General features: G+C 63.8%; 24 protein-coding genes. 15 read left to right on the forward strand and 9 right to left on the reverse strand.

The window, feature by feature from the left end; all coding sequences use genetic code 11:
• Positions 1-13 precede the first annotated feature (13 nt).
• Entirely contained in the window at positions 14-499 is a 486-nt protein-coding gene (gene benB / locus ABEH27_RS14450) for a benzoate 1,2-dioxygenase small subunit (protein WP_346614238.1), read from the reverse strand.
• Positions 496-1,854, reverse strand: a complete 1,359-nt coding sequence (gene benA / locus ABEH27_RS14455; RefSeq protein WP_346614239.1) for a benzoate 1,2-dioxygenase large subunit — start codon at positions 1,852-1,854, stop codon at positions 496-498. The genes benB and benA overlap by 4 nt, the downstream gene beginning before the upstream one ends.
• 635 nt (positions 1,855-2,489) lie before the next feature.
• Between benA and ABEH27_RS14460 the strand changes: the two genes are divergently transcribed.
• From ABEH27_RS14460 to ABEH27_RS14500, 9 genes are all read left to right on the forward strand, one after another.
• Positions 2,490-3,551 (forward strand): 3-deoxy-7-phosphoheptulonate synthase, encoded by a 1,062-nt coding sequence (locus ABEH27_RS14460; protein ID WP_346614240.1) that lies wholly within the window; start codon positions 2,490-2,492, stop codon positions 3,549-3,551.
• A gap of 80 nt (positions 3,552-3,631) precedes the next feature.
• A complete protein-coding gene (locus tag ABEH27_RS14465; protein WP_039602126.1) occupies positions 3,632-3,913 on the forward strand; it encodes a peptidylprolyl isomerase in 282 nt (93 codons plus the stop codon).
• 13 nt (positions 3,914-3,926) lie between these two features.
• Positions 3,927-5,852, forward strand: coding sequence for an extracellular solute-binding protein (locus tag ABEH27_RS14470; RefSeq protein WP_346614241.1), 1,926 nt, complete (start codon positions 3,927-3,929; stop codon positions 5,850-5,852).
• Positions 5,849-6,907: a microcin C ABC transporter permease YejB gene (locus ABEH27_RS14475; protein WP_346614242.1), complete on the forward strand. Its 1,059-nt coding sequence runs from the start codon at positions 5,849-5,851 to the stop codon at positions 6,905-6,907. The genes ABEH27_RS14470 and ABEH27_RS14475 overlap by 4 nt, the downstream gene beginning before the upstream one ends.
• Entirely contained in the window at positions 6,907-7,923 is a 1,017-nt protein-coding gene (locus tag ABEH27_RS14480; protein WP_346614243.1) for an ABC transporter permease, read from the forward strand. Before ABEH27_RS14475 ends, ABEH27_RS14480 begins: the two co-directional genes overlap by 1 nt.
• A 46-nt stretch (positions 7,924-7,969) precedes the next feature.
• Complete coding sequence (hbdH, locus tag ABEH27_RS14485) at positions 7,970-8,740, forward strand: 3-hydroxybutyrate dehydrogenase (protein WP_346614244.1); 771 nt, start codon at positions 7,970-7,972, stop codon at positions 8,738-8,740.
• Between the two features lie 55 nt (positions 8,741-8,795).
• Positions 8,796-9,275 carry a serine protease inhibitor ecotin gene (gene eco / locus ABEH27_RS14490; protein ID WP_346614245.1) on the forward strand — a complete coding sequence of 160 codons (480 nt, stop codon included), beginning with the start codon at positions 8,796-8,798 and terminating at the stop codon, positions 9,273-9,275.
• A 107-nt stretch (positions 9,276-9,382) separates the two neighbouring features.
• Positions 9,383-9,658, forward strand: coding sequence for a peptidylprolyl isomerase (locus ABEH27_RS14495; protein ID WP_009686637.1), 276 nt, complete (start codon positions 9,383-9,385; stop codon positions 9,656-9,658).
• A 135-nt stretch (positions 9,659-9,793) separates the two neighbouring features.
• Positions 9,794-12,133: an autotransporter outer membrane beta-barrel domain-containing protein gene (locus ABEH27_RS14500; protein ID WP_346614246.1), complete on the forward strand. Its 2,340-nt coding sequence runs from the start codon at positions 9,794-9,796 to the stop codon at positions 12,131-12,133.
• On the opposite strand, the gene ABEH27_RS14505 is transcribed toward ABEH27_RS14500, so the two are convergent.
• Entirely contained in the window at positions 12,130-12,753 is a 624-nt protein-coding gene (locus ABEH27_RS14505) for a LysE family translocator (protein ID WP_346614247.1), read from the reverse strand. The two genes, ABEH27_RS14500 and ABEH27_RS14505, sit on opposite strands and share 4 nt — an antisense overlap.
• Positions 12,754-13,000: 247 nt before the next feature.
• Here ABEH27_RS14505 and ABEH27_RS14510 point away from each other — a divergent pair, with 247 nt between their 5' ends.
• Together ABEH27_RS14510 and ABEH27_RS14515 are read left to right on the forward strand one after the other, a co-directional pair.
• Positions 13,001-13,843 carry an AraC family transcriptional regulator gene (locus ABEH27_RS14510; RefSeq protein WP_346614248.1) on the forward strand — a complete coding sequence of 281 codons (843 nt, stop codon included), beginning with the start codon at positions 13,001-13,003 and terminating at the stop codon, positions 13,841-13,843.
• A 64-nt stretch (positions 13,844-13,907) separates the two neighbouring features.
• The gene (locus tag ABEH27_RS14515) at positions 13,908-14,522 is read left to right on the forward strand and encodes a LysE family translocator (RefSeq protein WP_346614249.1); all 615 of its coding nucleotides are present in this window, start codon (positions 13,908-13,910) and stop codon (positions 14,520-14,522) included.
• Here the strand turns inward: ABEH27_RS14515 and ABEH27_RS14520 are convergent.
• Positions 14,470-15,195: a metallophosphoesterase gene (locus tag ABEH27_RS14520; RefSeq protein WP_346614250.1), complete on the reverse strand. Its 726-nt coding sequence runs from the start codon at positions 15,193-15,195 to the stop codon at positions 14,470-14,472. The two genes, ABEH27_RS14515 and ABEH27_RS14520, sit on opposite strands and share 53 nt — an antisense overlap.
• A 74-nt stretch (positions 15,196-15,269) precedes the next feature.
• Between ABEH27_RS14520 and ABEH27_RS14525 the strand changes: the two genes are divergently transcribed.
• The 3 genes from ABEH27_RS14525 (at position 15,270) to ABEH27_RS14535 (ending at position 16,846) form a co-directional block, all read left to right on the forward strand.
• Positions 15,270-15,785 carry a DUF3016 domain-containing protein gene (locus ABEH27_RS14525; protein WP_346614251.1) on the forward strand — a complete coding sequence of 172 codons (516 nt, stop codon included), beginning with the start codon at positions 15,270-15,272 and terminating at the stop codon, positions 15,783-15,785.
• Positions 15,786-15,863: 78 nt separating this feature from the next.
• The gene (locus ABEH27_RS14530) at positions 15,864-16,607 is read left to right on the forward strand and encodes a carbon-nitrogen hydrolase family protein (protein ID WP_346614252.1); all 744 of its coding nucleotides are present in this window, start codon (positions 15,864-15,866) and stop codon (positions 16,605-16,607) included.
• Positions 16,604-16,846 (forward strand): hypothetical protein, encoded by a 243-nt coding sequence (locus tag ABEH27_RS14535; protein ID WP_346614253.1) that lies wholly within the window; start codon positions 16,604-16,606, stop codon positions 16,844-16,846. Before ABEH27_RS14530 ends, ABEH27_RS14535 begins: the two co-directional genes overlap by 4 nt.
• Before the next feature lie 26 nt (positions 16,847-16,872).
• Here ABEH27_RS14535 and ABEH27_RS14540 read toward each other — a convergent pair whose 3' ends face one another.
• Both ABEH27_RS14540 and ABEH27_RS14545 read right to left on the reverse strand, forming a co-directional pair.
• Positions 16,873-17,373, reverse strand: coding sequence for a methylated-DNA--[protein]-cysteine S-methyltransferase (locus ABEH27_RS14540; protein WP_346614254.1), 501 nt, complete (start codon positions 17,371-17,373; stop codon positions 16,873-16,875).
• An 84-nt stretch (positions 17,374-17,457) separates the two neighbouring features.
• Positions 17,458-18,246 (reverse strand): lipopolysaccharide biosynthesis protein, encoded by a 789-nt coding sequence (locus ABEH27_RS14545; RefSeq protein ID WP_346614255.1) that lies wholly within the window; start codon positions 18,244-18,246, stop codon positions 17,458-17,460.
• A gap of 196 nt (positions 18,247-18,442) precedes the next feature.
• On the opposite strand from ABEH27_RS14545, the gene ABEH27_RS14550 reads away from it, so the two are divergent.
• Entirely contained in the window at positions 18,443-18,649 is a 207-nt protein-coding gene (locus ABEH27_RS14550) for a hypothetical protein (RefSeq protein WP_346614256.1), read from the forward strand.
• 45 nt (positions 18,650-18,694) lie between these two features.
• Here the strand turns inward: ABEH27_RS14550 and ABEH27_RS14555 are convergent, their stop codons facing one another.
• The 3 genes from ABEH27_RS14555 to ABEH27_RS14565 form a co-directional block, all read right to left on the reverse strand.
• Complete coding sequence (locus ABEH27_RS14555) at positions 18,695-19,054, reverse strand: hypothetical protein (protein ID WP_346614410.1); 360 nt, start codon at positions 19,052-19,054, stop codon at positions 18,695-18,697.
• Between the two features lie 295 nt (positions 19,055-19,349).
• Entirely contained in the window at positions 19,350-19,682 is a 333-nt protein-coding gene (locus ABEH27_RS14560; protein ID WP_346614257.1) for a hypothetical protein, read from the reverse strand.
• A gap of 177 nt (positions 19,683-19,859) precedes the next feature.
• A complete protein-coding gene (locus ABEH27_RS14565; RefSeq protein WP_346614258.1) occupies positions 19,860-20,156 on the reverse strand; it encodes a hypothetical protein in 297 nt (98 codons plus the stop codon).
• Positions 20,157-20,193: the final 37 nt, after the last annotated feature.

A 20,193-nucleotide genomic window follows, 5' to 3' on the forward strand; every position in this document is an offset into this window, starting at 1 on the left:
GCGTTACCTCGGATCAGATGTGGTAGATGTCGATGACCTGACGCACGTAGTCGTTCTTCAGCACCACCTTCTTGGCCTTGATCAGCGGCTGTTCGCCGCGCAGGTCGAGGGTGTAGAAGCTGCTGCCGAAGTAGCTGTCGGTGGTCTTGTAGCGAAAGCTCAGGGTGTGCCAGTTGAAGCGCACCTGGCAGTGGCCTTCACCCTGCTCGACGATCTCGATGTTGCTGATGTTGTGCGAGGTGCGGGTGTCGGGCACGGTCGCGCTGGAGCGCTCGGTCTTGATCCGAAACACCCGGTCCTCGAGGCCGCCACGGTTGCCGTACCAGATCAGCGAGATCTCGCTTTGCGGGTCTTCGGTGAGGCGGTCGTCGTCATCCCATGCGGGCATCCAGAAGGTGGCGTCGCTGGCGTACAGCTCCAGCCACTGGTCCCACTGGGCGTCGTCCAGGTAGCGCGCTTCGCGGTAGAGGAAGTCGCGCACGGTGTCATGCAGGTTCATTGCACGGCCTCCACGGGGATCAGTTGCTGCTCGTCCTTGAGGGCCTGGATCATGGTGTCCTGCCAGTACTTGTGCTGCAGCACGAACAGCCCTTCATCTTCGGTGCGCACGCCGGACAGCAGCGGTTGCAGTTCGATTTCCCGGGCTGCCTCATCGGCGCCTTCTACCCAATGTTTCGCGCCGCGGCTCATGTCGTTCCAGCCGGTACCGCCGCCGTAGCCGGTCTGGCAGGAGCGGAACTCTTCCAGGTCATCCGGGGTGGCCATGCCGCTGACGTTGAAGAAGTCTTCGTATTGGCGAATCCGCTTGGCGCGGGCATCGGCGCTCTCGCCTTTGGGCGCGATGCAGTAGATGGTGATTTCGGTCTTGTTCACCGAAATAGGCCGGGCAACGCGGATCTGCGAGCTGAACTGGTCCATCAGGTACACGTTCGGGTACAGGCACAGGTTGCGCGAGTTTTCGATCATCCAGTCGGCGCGCGCCTGGCCAAAGTCGGCGGCCAGCTGTTCACGGCGCTCGTAGGCCGGGCGGTCTTCGGGGTTGGCCCAGCGGGTCCACAGCAGCAGGTGGCCGTGGTCGAAGGAATAGAAACCGCCGCCCTGCTTGGCCCAGGACCCGGCGCTCATGGTCTTGATCTCCTCCCCCGACTCGCGCTGCTTGCGCTGGCCCTGGGTGGCGGCGTAGTTCCAGTGCACGGAGCTTACGTGGTAGCCGTCGGCGCCGTTTTCGGCGGTGAGCTTCCAGTTGCCTTCGTAGATGTACGAACTGGCACCGCGCAGTACCTCAAGGCCTTCGGGGGACTGGTCGACGATCATGTCGATGATCTTGGCCGACTCACCCAGGTGCTCGACCAGCGGCTTGACGTCGGCATTCAGGCTGCCGAACAGGAAACCCCGGTACGACTCGAAGCGCGCCACCTTGGTCAGGTCATGGGAGCCGCCGCAGTTGAAGCTGTCGGGGTAGCCGGCGTTGCTCGGGTCCTTGACCTTGAGCAGCTTGCCGCTGTTGTTGAAGGTCCAGCCGTGGAACGGGCAGGTGTAGCTTGCGCGGTTGCCGCGCTTGTGCCGGCACAGCATGGCACCGCGGTGGCTGCAGGCGTTGAGGAAGGCATTGAGCTCACCGTCCTTGTTGCGCGCGATGAACACCGGCTGGCGCCCCATGGTCAGGGTGAGGAAGTCGTTTTTCTCGGGGATCTGGCTTTCGTGGGCCAGGTAGATCCAGTTGCCCTCGAAGATGTGCTTCATCTCCAGGTCGAACAACCGTGGGTCGGTGAACATCTCGCGCTTGCAGCGGTAGATGCCCTGTTCACGGTCGTCCTCGAGCATGGCATTGAGGTAGTCGAATCCCAGGGACATGGCCAGGGTCTCCATTGTTATTGTTCAGACCCGGTCAGGTTAGGGGCTGGACCACGCCGGCAATATCCGCCTGCTGCACAGCACTATCCAGTTTGTGCAGATATCGACGCCATAGCATTTATCCATTGAACGGCGTGTGCCACCTGAAGTAAGCTCGGGCTCATTCACTGGAGAGCAACATGCCGAAACACACCCGCAACAACGCCAACCACACCGGTCGCACCCTGCGCCCTGTGCTGGCCGTTGCCGGCTGCAAGGCTGCTGCGAGCTTTTATTTTGGGTATTGGTTTAGCCACTAGGCGCCGATACCCACACGGCGCCCACCTTCGAGGGGCCGCCGAACATGAGAATACTCAAACCCCCGGTCGGCTCCCCGACCGGGGGTTTTGCGTTTCAGGCCTTTCAAAATTACTGATTCACCTTGAGGACACTGCCATGAACTACGCCACTTATTACTACGCAAGCACCTACGCCTGGCGATTTAGCCAATCCCGTTCGGGCCAGCCTGCCGCCTCCGACCGGTCCATCCGTGGTGGCAATGCTGCAGCCAATGTGAATTCAACGATCAGTCGAACACCTCGATAGGGGCCGACCGCGCGGGCCAGAGCCCGCCGTCCGCCCAGGGAACCTACGCCATGCACGCTTCGAACCTCGCTCTGCCCCTGACCCAGCCGCACGCTGCCAACACCACCGTCAGCCGCCGCCTGCCCAGCCCGCACCTGCTCAAGCAGCAGATGCCGCTGACCGTCGAACACGCCCAGCAAGTCCAGGCCCAGCGCCAGGCCATCCGCGCCATCCTCGAAGGCCGCGACCCGCGCCTGCTGGTTGTTGTCGGCCCGTGCTCGATCCACGACCCACGTTCGGCCCTGGAATACGCCGACCGCCTGGCCGCCCTCAGCCGCGAAGTGGATGACAAGCTGCTGCTGGTGATGCGCGCCTACGTGGAAAAACCGCGCACCACGGTGGGCTGGAAAGGCCTGGCCTACGACCCACACCTCGATGGCAGCGACGACATGCATGCCGGCATCGCCCTGTCCCGTGGCTTGATGCTGAACATGATCGAACGCGGCCTGCCGATCGCCACCGAGCTGCTGCAGCCGATGGCGGCCGGCTACTTCGACGACCTGCTGGGTTGGGCGGCGATTGGTGCGCGCACCACCGAGTCGCAAGTGCACCGCGAGATGGTCAGCGGCCTGGAGCTGCCGGTCGGTTTCAAGAACGGCACCGACGGCGGCGTGGCCATTGCCTGTGACGCCATGCGCAGCGCCGCCGCCCCGCACCGCCACTTCGGCATGGATGCGCAAGGCTACCCAGCGATCATCGAGACCTTGGGCAACCCGGACACCCACCTGGTGTTGCGCGGCGGCCACAAAGGCCCGAACTACGACGCCACCAGCATTGCCCAGGCCCGCCAAGGGTTGGCCAAGGCCGGCCTGCAGGCACGGATCATGGTCGATTGCAGCCATGCCAACAGCGCTAAAGACCCGGCGCGTCAGCCGGCTGTGTTCGAGGACGTGCTGGCCCAGCGCCTGGGCGGTGATACGTCGATTGTCGGGGTCATGCTCGAAGGCCACCTGTTCGATGGCTGCCAGGCACTGGGCAAAGGCCCGCTGAAGTACGGCGTGTCGATTACCGATGGCTGCCTGGGCTGGGAAGCGACGCAAAGCCTGCTGCGCGAAGCTGCGGCACGGCTGTAGGAAGCGTACAGCAAGCCTTGCGAGACATTTCCCAAGCAAGTGCGCTAGGCTTGCCCTTTTCACCCAAGGAGTAGTACCCCATGGCACGCGCAACCGCCCGCCACATCCTCGTCAGCAGCGAAGACAAATGCAACGAGCTCAAAGCCCAGATCGAAGCCGGTGCCGACTTCGCTGAAATCGCCAAAGCCAATTCCACCTGCCCGTCCAGCCGCCAGGGCGGTGACCTGGGCTCGTTCGGCCCAGGCCAGATGGTCAAGGAATTCGACACTGTGGTGTTCAGCGCCCCGATCAACACCGTGCAAGGCCCGGTGAAGACCCAGTTCGGTTACCACCTGCTGGAAGTGACCAGCCGTCAGGACTAAGTCCTCACTGGCGATGAATATCCTTGTAGGAGCGGGCTTGCCCGCGATAAGGCCCGAGCAGGCAACGCCGTTGTCTGGCCGGGCCTCATCGCGGGCAAGCCCGCTCCTACAGGTTTTTCTGGGCTTGGTACTGGCGTGCATGAGCCTTGCGGCCCTGGCTGCACCCACCCACGCCCTCACCGTCTACGGCGAAACGCCCCGCTACGCTGAAAGCTTCCGCCACTTCGACTACGTCAACCCCGACGCCCCCAAGGGCGGTACCCTGCGCCGCTCGGCCATGGAGATCGGCCAGTTCGACCATATTCTGCCCTACATCGACAAAGGCACCGGCGTCAGCGAGGTCGACGGTTGGCTGTATGCGCCACTGGCGGTGCGCTCGTTCGATGAACCCTACACCGTCTATGGCCTGATCGCCCGGCGCATGGAGCGCGGCCCGCAAGACGCCTGGCTACGCTTCGAGATCGACCCCAGGGCCACCTTCGCCGACGGCAAGCCGGTACGCGCCGAAGATGTACGGTTCAGTTTCGAGAAACTGATGAGCCAGGGCAGCCTCAAGTACCGCACCCAGTTCGCCGACGTCACCGGTGTTACCGTTGAAGGCCCGCACCGCATACGCTTCGACTTCAAGCAGCCCCACGGCCGCGCCTTGGCGCTGGACCTCGCCAGCCTGCCGGTGCTGCCCGAACACGATTGGCAACACCGCGACTTCGCCAACGGCGCCGGCTTCGACACGCCGGTCGGCAGTGGCCCGTACCGCATCGGGCGCATCGACAACGGCCGCAGCATCACCTTCGAGCGCGACCCGCGCTGGTGGGCCAAGGACCTGCCGGTAAACCGCGGCCGCTTCAACTTCGAGCGTATCCGCGTCGAGTTCTTCGGTGACACCGAAGTGGCGCGCCAGGTGCTAAAGGGCGGTGGCTACGACTACAACCGCGAGTTTTCCGCAACCGCCTACACCCTCGGCTACAACGGCGCACAACTGGACGACGGCCGCTTGCAGCGCGCCCACCTGGGCCCGGCCAAGCCACAGACCGCCCAGGGGTTCGTGTTCAACCTCGACCAGCCGCAGTTCAAGGACCGCCGCGTGCGCCAGGCACTGGCCATGCTCTGGGACTTCGAATGGAGCAACCGGCAGATGATGCGCAACCTGTACATCCGCCAGCAGAGCGTGTTCGCCAACACCCCGCTGGCCGCGCGCGCGCTGCCCGATGCCAGCGAGCTGCAACTGCTGGAACCGCTGCGCGGCACGGTGCCGGACGAAGTCTTTAGCCAGGTGTTCACGGCACCGGTAACCGATGGTTCGGGGATCATCCGCACGCAACAGTTGCAGGCGCTGGCGTTGCTGGAACAAGCGGGCTGGCACCCGGAAAATGATCGGCTGGTGAACGCGGCCGGTGAGCCTCTGGCTTTCACCTTCCTCAATGGGCAGTCCGGCCTCGAGCGCCTGCTGCTGCCATGGAAACGCAACCTGGCACAGATCGGCATCACCCTGAACATCCGCAACGTCGACTCGGCGCAGTACGTCAACCGCGTCATGGCCCGCGATTACGACATGATCGTCACCGGCTATGCGACCACCCTGTCGCCGGGCGCCGAGCTGTACAACTACTTCGGCTCTGCGGCGGCCAACGACCCAGGTTCCAACAACCTGATGGTGCTCAAAGACCCCGCCGTCGACAGCCTGATCGACGGGCTGGTGCGCGCCGACACCCAGGCCGACATGCTGCGCCACGCCCACGCGCTGGACCGGGTGCTGCAGTGGAACTACTACTGGATCCCCAACTATTACCCGCCGGGCAGCTCGACCGTGTGGTGGAACCGCTTCGGCCTGCCCAAGGTGCAGCCCGCCTATGACGAAGGCTTGGACAGCTGGTGGGAAGTCAGCCCCAGCGCGCTGACCAACGCGCAGATGGCCGAGCGCCAAAAGGCCACGCCATGACCACCTATATCCTGCGGCGCCTGCTGCTGATCATCCCCACGCTGCTGGCGATCCTGCTGGTCAACTTCGCCATTGTTCAGGCCGCGCCCGGTGGCCCCGTGGAGCAGGCCGTGGCCAGGCTGCAAGGCATCGGCGGCGGTGCACCAGGGGCGCGCACTGAAGTGATGCACGGTGAATCCCGCGCCACCCGTGGCCTGGACCCGAAACTGATCGAAGAGATCAAGCGCCAGTACGGCTTCGACAAGTCGGCCCCCGAGCGCCTGTGGCTGATGCTCGGCCAGTACGCGCGGCTGGACTTCGGCCAGAGCTTCTTCCGCGGTGCCAAGGTCACCGACCTGATCCTCGACAAGCTGCCGGTGACGTTGTCGCTGGGCTTCTGGGCCACGCTGATCACCTACCTGGTGTCGATCCCGCTGGGCATCCGCAAGGCCGTGCGCCACGGCAGCCGCTTCGACGCCTGGAGCAGCGCGCTGATCGTGATCGGCTACGCCCTGCCCTCGTTCCTGTTCGCCCTGCTGCTGATCGTGCTGTTCGCTGGCGGTACCTCGCTGAACTGGTTCCCCGTACGCGGCCTGGTATCTGACGACTTCGACCAGCTCAGCCTGCTGGGCAAGGTCGCCGATTACTTCTGGCACCTGGTATTGCCGGTCGGTGCGCTGGTGATCGGTGGGTTCGCCACGCTGACGCTGCTGACCAAAAATGCCTTCCTTGAGGAAATCTCCCGCCAGTATGTGGTCACCGCCCGGGCCAAAGGCCTGAGCGAGCGCCGGGTGCTTTACGGGCATGTGTTGCGCAACGCCATGCTGCTGGTGCTGGCGGGGTTGCCGCAGGCGTTGATCACGGTGTTTTTTGCAGGCTCGTTACTGATCGAGGTGATTTTCTCGCTCGATGGCCTGGGGCGCATGAGTTACGAGGCGGCGGTGTCGCGTGATTACCCGGTGGTATTCGGCACGTTGTTCATCTTCACCCTGGCGGGCCTGCTGATCCGCCTGATCGGCGACCTGTCGTACACCCTGCTCGACCCCCGCATCGACTTCGACGCGAGGAGCCGCTGATGCTCTCCCCGGTATCGCGTCGCCGCCTGCAGCGTTTTCGCCGCAACCGCCTGGGTTGGGTGTCGTTGTGGCTGTTCGCCGGCCTGTTGCTGCTGAGCCTCGGGGCGGAGCTGGTGGCCAATGACAAGCCTTTGCTGCTTGGCTACAAGGGCGAGCTGTACGTGCCAGCGCTCAAGCGCTACAGCGAACAGCAGTTCGGTGGCCAGCTGCCGTTCCAGCCGGATTACCGCAGCGCCTATGTACGCCAGCTGATCGAAGGCCAGGGTGGCTGGATGCTGTTTGCGCCCATCCCGTTCAGCGCCGACACCCCCAACTATGACCTGCAGGTGCCCACCCCCAGCCCGCCGAGCAGCAGCAACTGGCTGGGCACCGACGACCAGGGCCGCGACGTGCTCGCGCGGGTGTTGTACGGCACCCGGGTGTCGCTGCTGTTCGCCTTCGCCCTGACCGTGGTCAGCGTGCTGATTGGCGTGGTCGCCGGCGCCTTGCAGGGCTACCACGGCGGGTGGGTCGACCTGCTTGGGCAGCGTGTTCTGGAGGTATGGTCGGGGTTGCCGGTGCTGTATCTGCTGATCATTCTGAGTGGCTTCGTCGAGCCGGACTTCTGGTGGTTGCTGGGCATCATGGCGCTGTTTTCGTGGTTGACGCTGGTCGATGTGGTACGCGCCGAGTTCCTTCGCGGGCGCAACCTGGAATACGTCAAGGCTGCCCGCGCCCTGGGGCTGCGGGACAGCCAGGTGATGTTCCGGCACATCCTGCCCAACGCACTGAACGCCACGCTGACCTATGTGCCGTTCATGCTGACCGGGGCCATCACCACGTTGACCGCATTGGACTTTCTGGGCTTTGGCATGCCGGCCGGGAGCGCTTCGCTGGGTGAGCTGGTGACGCAGGGCAAGCAGCACCTGGAGGCGCCGTGGCTGGGCTTTACTGCATTCTTTGCACTGGCGGTGATTCTGTCGTTGCTGGTGTTTATCGGGGATGCCTTGCGGGAGGCGTTTGATCCGCGGCGGTAGTGCGCAGCGGCCTTATCGCGGGCATTTCGTTGCAAGGAGGATTGGCATGACACTCAGCGGTAAAACTGCACTGGTCACCGGTTCCACCAGTGGCATCGGGCTGGGCATCGCCCAGGTCCTGGCGCGCGCCGGAGCCAACATTCTGCTCAACGGGTTTGGCGACCCCGCAGCGGCACTGGCCGAGGTTGCGCAGCATGGCGGCAAGGCTGCGCACCACCCGGCCGACCTTGCCGATGTGGCCCAGATCGAAGCACTGTTCGCCTTCGCCGAGCGCGAGTTCGGCGGCGTCGATATTCTGGTCAACAACGCGGGTATTCAGCACGTCGCGCCGGTTGAGCAATTCCCGGTGGAAAGCTGGGACAAGATCATCGCCCTGAACCTGTCAGCGGTGTTCCACGGCACGCGCCTGGCGCTGCCGGGCATGCGTGAGCGCGAATGGGGGCGGATCATCAACATCGCCTCGGTGCATGGGCTGGTCGGTTCCACCGGCAAGGCGGCGTACGTGGCTGCCAAGCACGGCGTGGTCGGCCTGACCAAGGTGGTGGGGCTTGAAACGGCCACCGGCAACGTCACCTGCAACGCTATCTGCCCGGGCTGGGTGCTGACCCCGCTGGTGCAGAAGCAGATCGACGAGCGTGCCGCCAAGGGTATTGACCCGCAGCAAGCGCAGGCGGATCTGCTGGCCGAGAAACAGCCTTCATTGGCCTTCGTCACGCCTGAGCACCTGGGTGAACTGGTACTATTCCTGTGCAGCGAGGCCGCAAGCCAGGTCCGCGGCGCCGCCTGGAACGTCGATGGTGGCTGGTTGGCCCAGTGATGGCCGGCCTGGGCCTGGCGTTGGCCTGGCACCCGTTCAATTGCAAGGAGGCCGTATGCGCCCAACCCCACTGCCCGTGATTTTGGCCCTGACCCTGGCAGCCGCCGCCCCGGCGATGGCCGCCAGCCTCAAAGACGTCGCACCCTACCCCGATGCAGAAAAAGGCTTCACCCGGCAGGTGATCCACCTGCCGGCACAAGCCGATGAATACGCCTACAAGCTGGAAATTCTGGCTGGCAAGACGCTGGAGGTCGACTGCAACCGCCAGCGCCTGGCCGGCAGCCTGGAAGAGCGTACCCTCGAAGGCTGGGGCTACACCTACTACCGCCTGGACAAGGTCGGCGGCCCTGCCAGCACCCTGATGGCCTGCCCGGACGGCAAGAAGAAAAAGGACTTCGTACCGGTAGTCGGTGAAGGTTTCATGCTGCGCTACAACAGCAAGCTACCGGTCGTGGTGTATGTGCCGGAAGGTGTCGAGGTGCGTTACCGTGTGTGGTCGGCGTCGAAGGATGTGAAGAAGGCCAAGGTGGAATAAGTAACCCGCGCCTTGCCCCTAAGGTGCTCGTGCAGTTGCGTGACCGCACGCAGCTGCGCGATCAGGCATAATGGCGCCCTTTTTTTACCCCGAAGCACAGGTGTCCCATGAAAGCTCAAGCCCGCCACATCCTGGTCAAGACCGCTGACGAAGCCGAAAAGCTCAAGCAGCGCATCGCCAACGGCGAGGCCTTCGACGTGTTGGCCAAGAAGTTTTCCACCTGCCCTTCGGGCAAGCGCGGCGGCGACCTGGGCGAGGTGCGCCCCGGGCAGATGGTGGGCGCGATCGACCAGGTGATCTTCAAGAAGCCACTGCGCGTGGTGCACGGGCCGATCAAGAGCAAGTTCGGTTACCACCTGGTGCAGACGTTCTATCGCGACTGATAGCTACGGGCCACCTAACATTTCTGCCAGTTGTCCACTGGCGGGCATTTACTTACAAAGCAGGCAGGGCCGGTGTTGCACCCATCGGGGGGCGCCAGGTAGTGGTCCCTCTCACATGGACACGGAGACCTGCCGATGCGTTTTCCTCACTTGCTGGCCGCTGCCGCGTTACCCCTGCTTGCCTTGCCTGCCGCGATTCACGCTGCGAACCTGACCGTCGCGGCCGGCGACACCTTGGGTGCCGTGGTGCAGACACCGGCCATCGATGACTTCACCATGACAGGCGGCACGGTTCAGTCACTGAACCAGGGTGAAAGCTACGACACCTTCAGCATGTCCGACGGGCGCATCATCGGTGCCTTCGAAGATGGCGACCGGGCCATTTTCAGTGGCGGGCGCATCGGCCGGGTAGACCTCAAACTCGCCAACAACTTCTTCGAAATGTCCCAGGACACGGCCGTAGCGACCCTCATCGATGGCAACCTGGTGAGCGGTTTCGGCAACGACACCATCATCCTGCGCGGTGGCACCATCGGCGGCAACATCAGCACCAGTGGCGGTGTGGACACGATCACCATCAGTGGCGGCGCCCTGCGCGGCAACGTACTGGCCAGTGCCGGCGACGACGTTTTCAACTGGTCGGGCGGCAGCATCGGTGGCCGGGTCGACATGGGCCTGGGCAATGACCAGGCCACTATCAGCAACCTCGACGGCAACACCCTGGTCAACCCGCTGGACGGCGGCGACGGCAATGACAGCGTGCGCTTCAGTAACAGCCAGGTGGCGGGCGGCGCGCTGTATCCCAACTGGGAGTCGATCAGCCTGACCGACAACAGCAGCCTTACACTCGACGACACGATGACGCTGGGTGATGCCAATAGCGCAACGGGCACGTTGAGCCTTGATGGCAGCAGCGCATTGCGTTCCCGCCAGGGCACGGTTGCGGCGTTCACCGAAGGGCAACGCGCAACGCTAACCAACGCCGGCACAATTGACTTGAGCGGCGGCAACGATGCCCAGGGGCGCCTCACGATCAAGGGTGATTACCAAGGCAACGACGGCGTATTGCGTGTGAACAGCGTACTGGCCGGTGACGACGCTGCCTCCGACCGGCTGGTGGTCAGCCAAGGGGCCATCAGCGGCAGCACCCGCCTGCTGGTCAACAACCTGGGCGGCGCGGGTGCGGCCACGCCGCAAAACGGTATCCAGGTGGTCGAAGCCCGCGACGGCGCCACCAGCAGCGCCACCGCGTTTACGCAGACGCAGACATTGTCGGCAGGCGCCTACGATTACCGGCTGTTCAAGGGCGGTGTCACCGCAGGTTCGGAAAACAGCTGGTTCCTGCGTTCCACGCTGGTGGCGGCACCGCCAGTCGCCCCCGTGACGCCAGAGCCGGGCGTACCGGTTGACCCTGGCACCCCGGTAGACCCCGTGGAGCCGGCGGCCACGCCGCCGGTGGCAGCCCCCGCCCCTGGCCAGGCCGAACTGCCTGCGCCGGTAGCCGGCGTCAGCACGCCGCTGTACCGCCCCGAAGTGCCGGTTTACGCGGCTGCCCCACGCGGCGCCGCCCTTATCGCCCGCCAGGCCCTTGGCACGTTCCACCAACGCCAGGGCGATCAGCAACTGCTCGACGGCCAGGGTGGCCTGCCCGCAGCCTGGGGCCAAGCCTATGGCGGCACCTTGCGCCAGCAATGGAGTGGCACGGTCAGCCCGAGCCTGGACGGCGACCTGTACGGTTTCAAGGTAGGTCAGGACCTGTATGCCCGCGTCAGTGACAGCGGTTACCGCCAGCAGGTGGGCATTTACGTCAGCCACAGCCGCCTGGAGGCTGATGTAAAAGGCTTCGCCCTGGCCGTCGAGGACCGCAGTGTCGGTGACCTCACGCTCGATGGGGACAGCGTGGGTGCCTACTGGACGCTGGTCGGCCCGCAGCGCGGGTACCTCGATGCCGTGCTGCAGTACACCGACCTGGACGGCCGCGCCCGCTCCCAGCGTGGCGACAAGCTGAACATCAACGGCCACGCCTGGACGGCTTCATTGGAGTCCGGTTACCCGATCAGCGTATCCGAACGCTGGACCGTCGAACCGCAGGCCCAGCTCATCGCCCAGAAGGTGTCACTCGACAGCGCCAACGACAGCATTTCGCATGTTACCTACGACGCCCAGGTGGAGCTGACCGGCCGCCTCGGCGTGCGCCTGGAGGGCAGCTTCACCGGTAGCAGCGCCCGCCTGCTGCAGCCCTACGCGCAGGTCAACCTGTGGCATGGCGACGGTGGCCGCGACACCCTGACGTTTGATGGCGTGGACTCGATCAAGACCGATTACCGCTGCACCTCGCTGCAGCTTGAAACCGGTCTGGTCGCCCAGGTGAACGCAGCGCTGAGCCTGCACGGCGGTGTGCAGTACGCCAGCAACCTGGACAGCCGCCAGCAGGAAGCCAGCGGCGTGAACCTGGGCGTGCGCTGGCAGTTCTAGCGGCGCGCTGCCAGCAACCCTAGGCCAGCGCAGCCCAGCAGGGATGCGCTGGCCCGGTTGAACATCCGCCGCGGCCCGGGCTGGCTGAACCAGCGCTGCAGGTAGGCACCCAGGCCCGCGTAGATGGCGATCGCCGCCCACTCCAGCAACAGGAACAGCACACCCAGGTAGAGGAACTGCTCACTCACTGGCGTAGGGCTGCCGACTGAAACGAACTGGGGCAGAAAGGCGGTGAAGATCAAGATCGCCTTCGGGTTGCCCGCTGCCACCCAGAACTCCTGCCGCGCCAGGCGCCAGCCGCCACGTGGTTGCTCACCAGCCACCAGCGCTTCGCCCACCGGGGCACGCCACAGTTGCCAGGCGATGTAGAACAGGTAGGCCGCGCCCGCCACCTTGATCGCCAGGAACAGGTATTCGCTGGTGTGCAAGACCACGGCCAGGCCCATGGCGGCCAGGGCGATCATGCCGCTGAAGGCGACGATACGCCCACCACCCGCCACGCAGGCGGTACGCAGGCCATAACGGCTGGCGTTGTGCAGCGACAGCAGGTTGTTCGGCCCCGGCGCCATGTTCAGGGCGAAGCAGGCGGGGATGAATAGCAGCAGGCTCGAAAGGTCCATGTTCTTCTCCTTGTCATCAGCCAGTCATTTCGGCGCTTACCGGCCATCCGGTCAAGGTACAGCCAGAGAATAAAACTGTATGGCCCCCCCCATGCGCTATGCGGGCTCGCCTGTTGGCTTACGCTGTGCCGCCCTCCAAATGGATGAAGCTGACCAAGGCCTGGGGAGGCTCCGCCCGGGAGCCTCCTCCGTTTTGCCCCGGTATGGTTGGCGCTGCTAAGCTTGCGGCCCTACCGAGGAAGCCGCCATGTCTCGCACTCGCGCTTTAGCCCAAGCCTCCCTCTGGCGCGACCCCGCCCTGCCCTGGGTGGAAAGCCGCCGCGCCTGCCATAGCCGCGCCTGCTACAAGGCGCACAGCCACCCGACCTTTTCCATGGGCGCTGTGGACGCAGGCCATAGCCACTTCACCGGTGCTGCCGAAGGCCAGCAACGCCTGACGCCAGGCACCGTGGTGCTGGTGCCCGCGCAGCGGGTGCATGCGTGCAACCCCGCGCCCGGCGAGGCCTGGAGCTACCAGATGCTGCATGTGGATGCGCACTGGCTGGCCGCCATGCGCCTGGAATCCGGGCTTGATGCGGCCGAGCCTGGGGCACCGGCCCGAATCAGCCGGGCACCGGCGTTGTATCACGCGTTTTGCGCGCTGAATGATCTGCTGTTTTCTGCCGCGAGCATCGGCGAGAAGGAAGCCACGCTGATCGCCTTCATGGGGGACCAGGATTTTTCCACCCACCCGCCGTTGGCGCCTGCTCCAGCGCCTGAACTGGCCCTGCCAGCCTTGAAAGGCCTGATCGAGCATATCGAAGCGCAAGATCCTGCACAGTTGAGCCTTGAAGCACTGGCCCGCCAGGCAGGCCTTGGCCGTTACCAGTTGATCCGGGCGTTCCGCACCGCAACCGGGCTGACGCCGCATGCCTACCTGATCAATGCCCGGGTTAACCATGGCCGGCATTTGCTCCGCCAAGGGCTTGCCCTGGCCGAGGTGGCTTACCGGTTGGGCTTCGCCGACCAGAGCCATTTCCAGCGGGTGTTCAAGGCGCACGTGGGAGTGACGCCTGGCGAATACCGGCAGGTGTCGGCCCACCTGCAATAATCTTCAATACCCGCGCCTGGCCTGCCTCCACACTGCGGCTTTCTCACCTGAGCAAGCCCAGCCCATGGAGCAGTTCCTGATCGTCGCCCTCGCCCACTTCCTCGCCCTGCTGTCACCCGGGCCGGACTTTTTCCTCGTTGCCCGCACCTCGATCAATGCCGGTTGGCGCGTGGCCAGCGGTGCCTGCCTGGGCATCGCCCTGGCCAATGGCCTGTTCATCGGCGTGGCCTTCGCCGGCCTGGCCATCCTGCGCGAAGGCAGTGCGCTGTTCATCGCCCTGCAGCTGGCCGGTGCGGCCTACCTGCTGTACATCGGCGCGCTGTTCCTGCGCCATGCCGGGCAGTCCGACTTGGCTGTCGTCGACGCGCGCGGGGCTGTTCGGGGTTGGTGGCGGGGGCTGAGCATGGGCTTTGTGTCTGGCATCCTCAACCCCAAGAACGCGCTGTTCTATGCCAGCCTGGCGAGCATGGTCGCCAGCAGTGGTGCCGGCTGGAAGTGGGCCTATGGTGCCTGGATGTTCAGCATCGTGCTGCTCTGGGACCTGCTGGTGGCCGTGGCCATCGGCAATCAACGCCTGCTACGCCGCTTCACCCATGCACTGCCCGGGCTGGAGCGGGCATCGGGGGTCATGTTGATGCTGCTGGCGGCGGCGTTGCTGGTTCACCTGGTGCAGGGCTGAGCAGGGCCAAGGTGGCCATGTCCATCAGGCTGAAATGGCCACTGGCCCAGCCACCGGTGTCCAGGTGCCAGACGTTGCCCAACCGTTTGGCCTGCAACACCGGTGTGTGCCCGACCAGCAGGGCTCGCACGCCTTCTACGGCTTGGGTATCACTGGCCTTCAGGCGTTGACGCGACCACTGGCAGACCTCGCGGACTTTTGCGTCATCGTCGAACAGCAGGCTCTCGCGCAATGCGGCCCAGTCAGCGAAGGGGCTATCAGCGTGCAGCAGGCCGATCAAACCGGCCGGGGTCTGTACCTCCATGGCAATCGGCAGTTGCAGGAACTGCTCGACAAACACCGCTTGCTGGTCACTGGGCAAGTCGATGAACCAGCCACCGCCCGCCGCCCGGTACATCTCCAGGTCAAGCCGCCCGCCATACAGGTGGGTGATGGCCAGCGACTCGTGGTTGCCCTGCACCGCGTGGAACCACGGCTTGGCCAACCAGGCCAGTGCTTCTTCGCTGTGCGGGCCGCGGTCAACCAGGTCGCCGACGCTGAACAGCCGGTCCACCTGCGGGTCGAAGCCCACTGCGGCCAGGCACTGCTCAAGGCGCCGAAAATGCCCGTGAATATCGCCAACGGCCAGGTCACGCCCGTGGCTGTTGGCGGCTACCCGCCGAAACCGGCTCATTACAATGTTCCTCTGCTGCCGCACCCTGGCAGGCGTAAAATGGACGAATACGTAGCCCGCCCCGGAGGTGCATCATGCGTACCGTTCTTGTCTGTGCCGCGCTGATGGCGCTATCAACCAACAGCATGGCACAAGCCACCCCACCTGCGCAGGTCGAGGTGCATTTCGATCACCCGGAAAAATTCCGCGATGCCAGCCTGGACAGCGCAGGCTACGAGCGCGGCGCCGACGCTTACGTGATCAAGACCCTTGCTCAATTCCTGCAGAAGCTTGGCCAGCGCTACCTGCAACCGGGCCAGCAACTGGTCATCGACATCCGTGACATCGACCTGGCCGGCCGTTTCGAGCCGTGGCACAGCCGTGCCTACGATGTGCGCTTCATGCGCGACATCACCTGGCCGACCATCGACCTCAGCTACACCCTGAGCCAGCCCGGCCAACCGAGCCAGCAGGCTGAAGAACGGGTCAGTGACAAGATGTACCTCAGCCGCCCGGGCCGGGTGACCAGCAGCAGCGACCGGCTGTTTGCGGAAAAAGCCATGTTGAACGACTGGTTCCGCCAGCGTTTCGCGCCCCAGCCAGCCTCCTGAAAATCCCTTCACTGGCACAGGCGATCCTGCCGAGAGTATGCTCGGCCCTTCGATCTGTATCAGGGAAGGGACTCACCCATGAAACTCTGCGCCGTCCAGCTGGCATCACGCAAAGGCGATTTGCCAGGCAACCTTGACCGGCACTTGCGCTGCATCGAGCAGGCCGCAGCGCTGGGCGCCGACTTGGTGGTGTTTCCCGAACTGTCGCTGACCGGCTACGAGCCCACCCTGGCCCGGCAGGTGGCATTGCCGATCAACTCTGCCCGGCTCGAGCCGTTGCAGGCACTCTGTGACCGCCTGAATATCTGCATCGCCGTGGGCCTGCCGCTGCCTACCCCAGCGGGCATACAGATCGGCATGCCGATCCTGCGCCCCCGCCAGCCGCCGCTGGCGTACGCCAAACAGCGCCTGCATGCCGACGAGCTGGCGTTTTTCGCGGCCGGTGACCAGCCACTGGTGTTCGCGGCCGGGCAGCTGCAGGTGGCGCCTGCCATCTGTTACGAATCGATGTTCATGGCGCATGCCGCAGACGCGCGCGCACGTGGCGCGCAGCTGTACCTGGTGAGCGTGGCGAAGACTGCCAAGGGTATCCGCGAAGGCTACGAGCACTACCCGCAAGTGGCGCGTAACTTGAGTATTCCGGTGTTGATGGCCAACTGCGTCGGCCCTGCCGACAACTTCGTGGGTGCCGGTGGCTCGGCCGCCTGGGGCAGCCAGGGCCAATTGCTGGCGGCGCTGGGCGAACGTGACGAAGGCATGATCGTGCTGGATACCCTGGCTTCCTGCGCCATTGGCGTACCGCTGGACGCGCCAGCGGCATGAAATACCTGCTTTTGACCCTGGCCAGTTTTGCCAGCACCTACTACCTGGTAGGGCTGTTGATCCAGGGCCAGTTGGCCGACATTGCCGAGGGGTTGCGCCACCGCCCGGATGCACCGCCGCCCGCGCAGTACTTGCGGGAAGTGCGGCCGCATGCACGTCGGGCACATCGCCAGTACACGTTGATGGCGGGCTCCGCGGTAGCGCTGGTGATCTGCCTGATGGTCTATGCGCTCAGCTGATGCCGCCGGGCTGCGGGCTGTATCGGCTACAAGTCCAACGCCAGGCTCTGTCGCCCTTCCAGCGCCAACAGGAATTGCTTGGCCGGCAAGCCACCGGCAAAACCGGTCAGGCTTCCGGACGCGCCAATCACGCGGTGGCACGGCGCGATGATCGAGATCGGGTTACGCCCGTTGGCCGCGCCCACCGCCCTTACCGCACTGGGGCTGCCGATCTGCCGGGCGATGTCGCTGTAGCTGCGCGTCTCGCCAAATGGAATGGTCAGCAGCGCCGCCCACACCTGGCGCTGGAACTCGGTACCGGCAAAGTCCAGCGCCAGCTCGAAACGTCGGCGCTTGCCGGCAAAATACTCACCCAACTGGCGCGCGGCCTCGCGCAGTATCGGCTGCTGATCATCACGGTGCAGCGCGCCCAGGCGCACGCGGTTTTCCCGCTCTTCTTGCCACAGCACGGCGGCCAGGCAATCGCCGCGGGCCACCAGGGTCAGGGTACCAACCGGGGAATGCATGAAGGTGAAGGCGCTGGACATGCAAGATACTCACTGCGTGGCAAGGTCGGCGCACTGTAGCGCCCTGCCCCGGCCTGCGCACTCGCTTTCTTGCGCCGGTAATGTTCAGGCCGCGATGCGCCGCGCTTCGGCCAGGCCGATTCGGGGGATCAACGCCGGCGGGATGCGCGACACGGCAGACAGGTTGTACACCTGAAAATGTTCGTTGACTACGTGCTCAGCCATCAGCGCCAGCGATGGCAGGATGCGGCTGTCCCAGTGCTGGTCGAGCCCGCAAGGTGAACATTCGCCCTCGCCGTTCTCGTAAAAACGGCCCAGCGACTGGTCGAGGTCCACACCAACCATCAGCACCTGCTCGAAACCCAGGTGGTACGCCAGCTGCAGGGCGACATAGGCCACCGTGCGAGCATCGTAGTAGCCACTGGACAGGTCCTTGCTGAAGGCGATCGAGCGCGCCCGCTTGCTCCACAGCGCGCGACTGCAGACATGGCTTGCACCATGCCCGCGCAAGCCATCGAGTACTCCCGGGTTGTCGGCCTTGTGCAGCGGGTAGCACTCGGTGCCTGCCGGAATATCCGCGCCGGCGAACTGCTCGGGCCACAGGGCCAGGCGCTCGCTGTCACGCAAGGCCGTGGCAAACAGCTCAGGCTGTTGATCACGAAAGCTCTTGTCGGTGCAGACGTAGAAAAACGGCTTTATCCCGCAGGCGGCGGTGAGCGCGACTGAACCATTCATGGCAATGACGGGAAGGTGGGCGAATTCACGCAAGGGGAACTGCCTGGCCGAGGCCCCTGAGGCGAGAATCACCACAGGGCCCTTTTGGGTATTGCGACACGCCTCGAAACTGGAGAACGCCCCGCGTTCAGCATTGAGCTGCGACGGAAGTGTGTTCATCTGTTGAATCATCGGTTTGGACTATCTAGAACAGAGTACCCACTGATGCGTACGTTGCAGTCGGTTTTACCAAAACCTTACACAATCCGACCAACGGGTCGCTGATCGTGCGCCCTGCTCATTTATCCATGAGTTTCCTTGCTGGTTATCCCTTGCGGTACTAATACTTAAGTCTCTGCCTGGGGAGGCACGATCAATGCAACCACGATTCGTTATCGTTCCTGCTGTGCCCATCGAAAGGGAGTCCTTGCGCATCAGTGGCAGGTACTGCGCAGCTACGGTATGCGGGGGCTTCGACATCTATGACAACCATGCGAAGGAGCGGCTCAAACCCAGCTACCCGAGCAAGGTGGACGCGGAGGTGCAATGCCGGCAAATGAACCTGAAGGTTGAAATGCGCTAGAAAAGCCGCGGCCCGCTCATGCCGGCGGGTCGGGCTATGGGGCAGTCAATCCAGGCACTCCCTCGCCGCCTGGCGCAGCTTGTTGCCCGACAGGAAGCTGCCTTTGTAAAACGTCGCCCGGCTGCCTGCGCGGCTCTCCACCACTTCGAGGACTTCATCCGATGCCACTGCGCTGGGCGCGGTCAGCCGATAACCGTGGCTGATGGACTTCTGCGTAGTCAGCGGCGCCAGTGCTTGCCACTTTGGCAAGACACACGCGGCATAGACATCGGGGGATTTGTTGGTCAGCTTGCTGGCGGTGGGCTTACCAGGGTTTGCGCAGCCGGCAAGGCCGACGACCAATACGGAGCAGAAAAGAATGCGAAGTGTAGGCATTTGCAATTGACCCAAGTGGACAGGGTGCATTTTAGCCATGCTTTTGCCAATGCACTAATCCACCAAGGTAGAACTTGCGGCGCATTCCATATGCGCGGCGGTAACTCTGTACCGGGTTCTACGCGATCCTTGTAGGAGCTGGCTTGCCTGCGATCGGCTGCGCAGCAGTCGTAAAATCGGTATCTGCGCAGTGCCAGACAGAATGCGGATACAGGATTTACGACTGCTGCGCAGCCGATCGCAGGCAAGCCAGCTCCTACACCAGCCGATCGCCGGCAAGCCAGCTCCTACAACAGCCGATCACAGGTCAACTCCTACACTACGATCAGGCTTTGGAGCACATGAGTGCCGCGTCCAGTAACCGCCCGTGGTCATACCAGGCATCACGTTGGTAGGCGGTGAATTGATGGTGCGTGCCGGCGTTACGCAGCTCTATCAAGCCGTTGGCAGTAGTGGGATCAGTACTGTCAACGAACAGCTTCAGCGCGTCACCGGTACCGACTTCATACGTCGTTGCACTGCCATGCAACTCTTCCTTGACGCACCCTAGATAATCCGGCGGGCTCTTGTCGGTAATGCCAGACGTATAATCGTGGCCATCACGAACATCAGGGTTTTGTGCACACCCCGCAATGAAACTTGTAGCCAAAGCCGACATCAGTATTGCACCTGCGAATGATATTGGGCTCTTCACGCGACACACTCCTGCAGCCCCCTGCAAGTACGTTGCAAAATTGGCGAAGCAGAAAAGCCCCTGTTTTAGTTGTAGGCGTGACTATATTAAACCGCGCCAGCAAAGCGCCAATATTCTTGTTCGCTATATGAACGACTGTGCTCAATCCTGCTCAGTCAGTTCACACACCCCATTCACGCCCCCTTTCCCCGTGTACGACACCCCCAGCGACTCGTCGGGGTTGATCGTAATGGAAATGGTCACCCCGCTGCCCTTGGCCTCGTAGTAGGCATCACTGAATTTTTTCAGCTTTGCTTCCTTGCCATTGATATACACCGGCCCGCCCTCGTCCGCATGCACTTCAATGTTGCCCGGGCAGTTAGCGTTCACCAACGGCATATCGGCATTGGCCAGGCTGGCCATGGCAAGCAGAACAGCACCCAACAGTAAGCGCTCCATACAAAACTCCTGATCAACGGTCGCAGTTCAACAAAGT

Origin of the sequence: Pseudomonas sp. P39-UII1, from assembly GCF_039672635.1 — a bacterium.
In the GTDB taxonomy this organism is placed as follows: Bacteria; Pseudomonadota; Gammaproteobacteria; order Pseudomonadales; family Pseudomonadaceae; genus Aquipseudomonas.

Coding starts and splice junctions, on each gene's coding strand:
- benB (WP_346614238.1), bottom strand. CDS start 499: ATGAACCTGCATGACACCGTGCGCGACTTCCTCTACCGCGAAGCGCGC.
- benA (WP_346614239.1), bottom strand. CDS start 1,854: ATGTCCCTGGGATTCGACTACCTCAATGCCATGCTCGAGGACGACCGT.
- ABEH27_RS14460 (WP_346614240.1), top strand. CDS start 2,490: ATGCACGCTTCGAACCTCGCTCTGCCCCTGACCCAGCCGCACGCTGCC.
- ABEH27_RS14465 (WP_039602126.1), top strand. CDS start 3,632: ATGGCACGCGCAACCGCCCGCCACATCCTCGTCAGCAGCGAAGACAAA.
- ABEH27_RS14470 (WP_346614241.1), top strand. CDS start 3,927: ATGAATATCCTTGTAGGAGCGGGCTTGCCCGCGATAAGGCCCGAGCAG.
- ABEH27_RS14475 (WP_346614242.1), top strand. CDS start 5,849: ATGACCACCTATATCCTGCGGCGCCTGCTGCTGATCATCCCCACGCTG.
- ABEH27_RS14480 (WP_346614243.1), top strand. CDS start 6,907: ATGCTCTCCCCGGTATCGCGTCGCCGCCTGCAGCGTTTTCGCCGCAAC.
- hbdH (WP_346614244.1), top strand. CDS start 7,970: ATGACACTCAGCGGTAAAACTGCACTGGTCACCGGTTCCACCAGTGGC.
- eco (WP_346614245.1), top strand. CDS start 8,796: ATGCGCCCAACCCCACTGCCCGTGATTTTGGCCCTGACCCTGGCAGCC.
- ABEH27_RS14495 (WP_009686637.1), top strand. CDS start 9,383: ATGAAAGCTCAAGCCCGCCACATCCTGGTCAAGACCGCTGACGAAGCC.
- ABEH27_RS14500 (WP_346614246.1), top strand. CDS start 9,794: ATGCGTTTTCCTCACTTGCTGGCCGCTGCCGCGTTACCCCTGCTTGCC.
- ABEH27_RS14505 (WP_346614247.1), bottom strand. CDS start 12,753: ATGGACCTTTCGAGCCTGCTGCTATTCATCCCCGCCTGCTTCGCCCTG.
- ABEH27_RS14510 (WP_346614248.1), top strand. CDS start 13,001: ATGTCTCGCACTCGCGCTTTAGCCCAAGCCTCCCTCTGGCGCGACCCC.
- ABEH27_RS14515 (WP_346614249.1), top strand. CDS start 13,908: ATGGAGCAGTTCCTGATCGTCGCCCTCGCCCACTTCCTCGCCCTGCTG.
- ABEH27_RS14520 (WP_346614250.1), bottom strand. CDS start 15,195: ATGAGCCGGTTTCGGCGGGTAGCCGCCAACAGCCACGGGCGTGACCTG.
- ABEH27_RS14525 (WP_346614251.1), top strand. CDS start 15,270: ATGCGTACCGTTCTTGTCTGTGCCGCGCTGATGGCGCTATCAACCAAC.
- ABEH27_RS14530 (WP_346614252.1), top strand. CDS start 15,864: ATGAAACTCTGCGCCGTCCAGCTGGCATCACGCAAAGGCGATTTGCCA.
- ABEH27_RS14535 (WP_346614253.1), top strand. CDS start 16,604: ATGAAATACCTGCTTTTGACCCTGGCCAGTTTTGCCAGCACCTACTAC.
- ABEH27_RS14540 (WP_346614254.1), bottom strand. CDS start 17,373: ATGTCCAGCGCCTTCACCTTCATGCATTCCCCGGTTGGTACCCTGACC.
- ABEH27_RS14545 (WP_346614255.1), bottom strand. CDS start 18,246: ATGAACACACTTCCGTCGCAGCTCAATGCTGAACGCGGGGCGTTCTCC.
- ABEH27_RS14550 (WP_346614256.1), top strand. CDS start 18,443: ATGCAACCACGATTCGTTATCGTTCCTGCTGTGCCCATCGAAAGGGAG.
- ABEH27_RS14555 (WP_346614410.1), bottom strand. CDS start 19,054: ATGCACCCTGTCCACTTGGGTCAATTGCAAATGCCTACACTTCGCATT.
- ABEH27_RS14560 (WP_346614257.1), bottom strand. CDS start 19,682: ATGTCGGCTTTGGCTACAAGTTTCATTGCGGGGTGTGCACAAAACCCT.
- ABEH27_RS14565 (WP_346614258.1), bottom strand. CDS start 20,156: ATGGAGCGCTTACTGTTGGGTGCTGTTCTGCTTGCCATGGCCAGCCTG.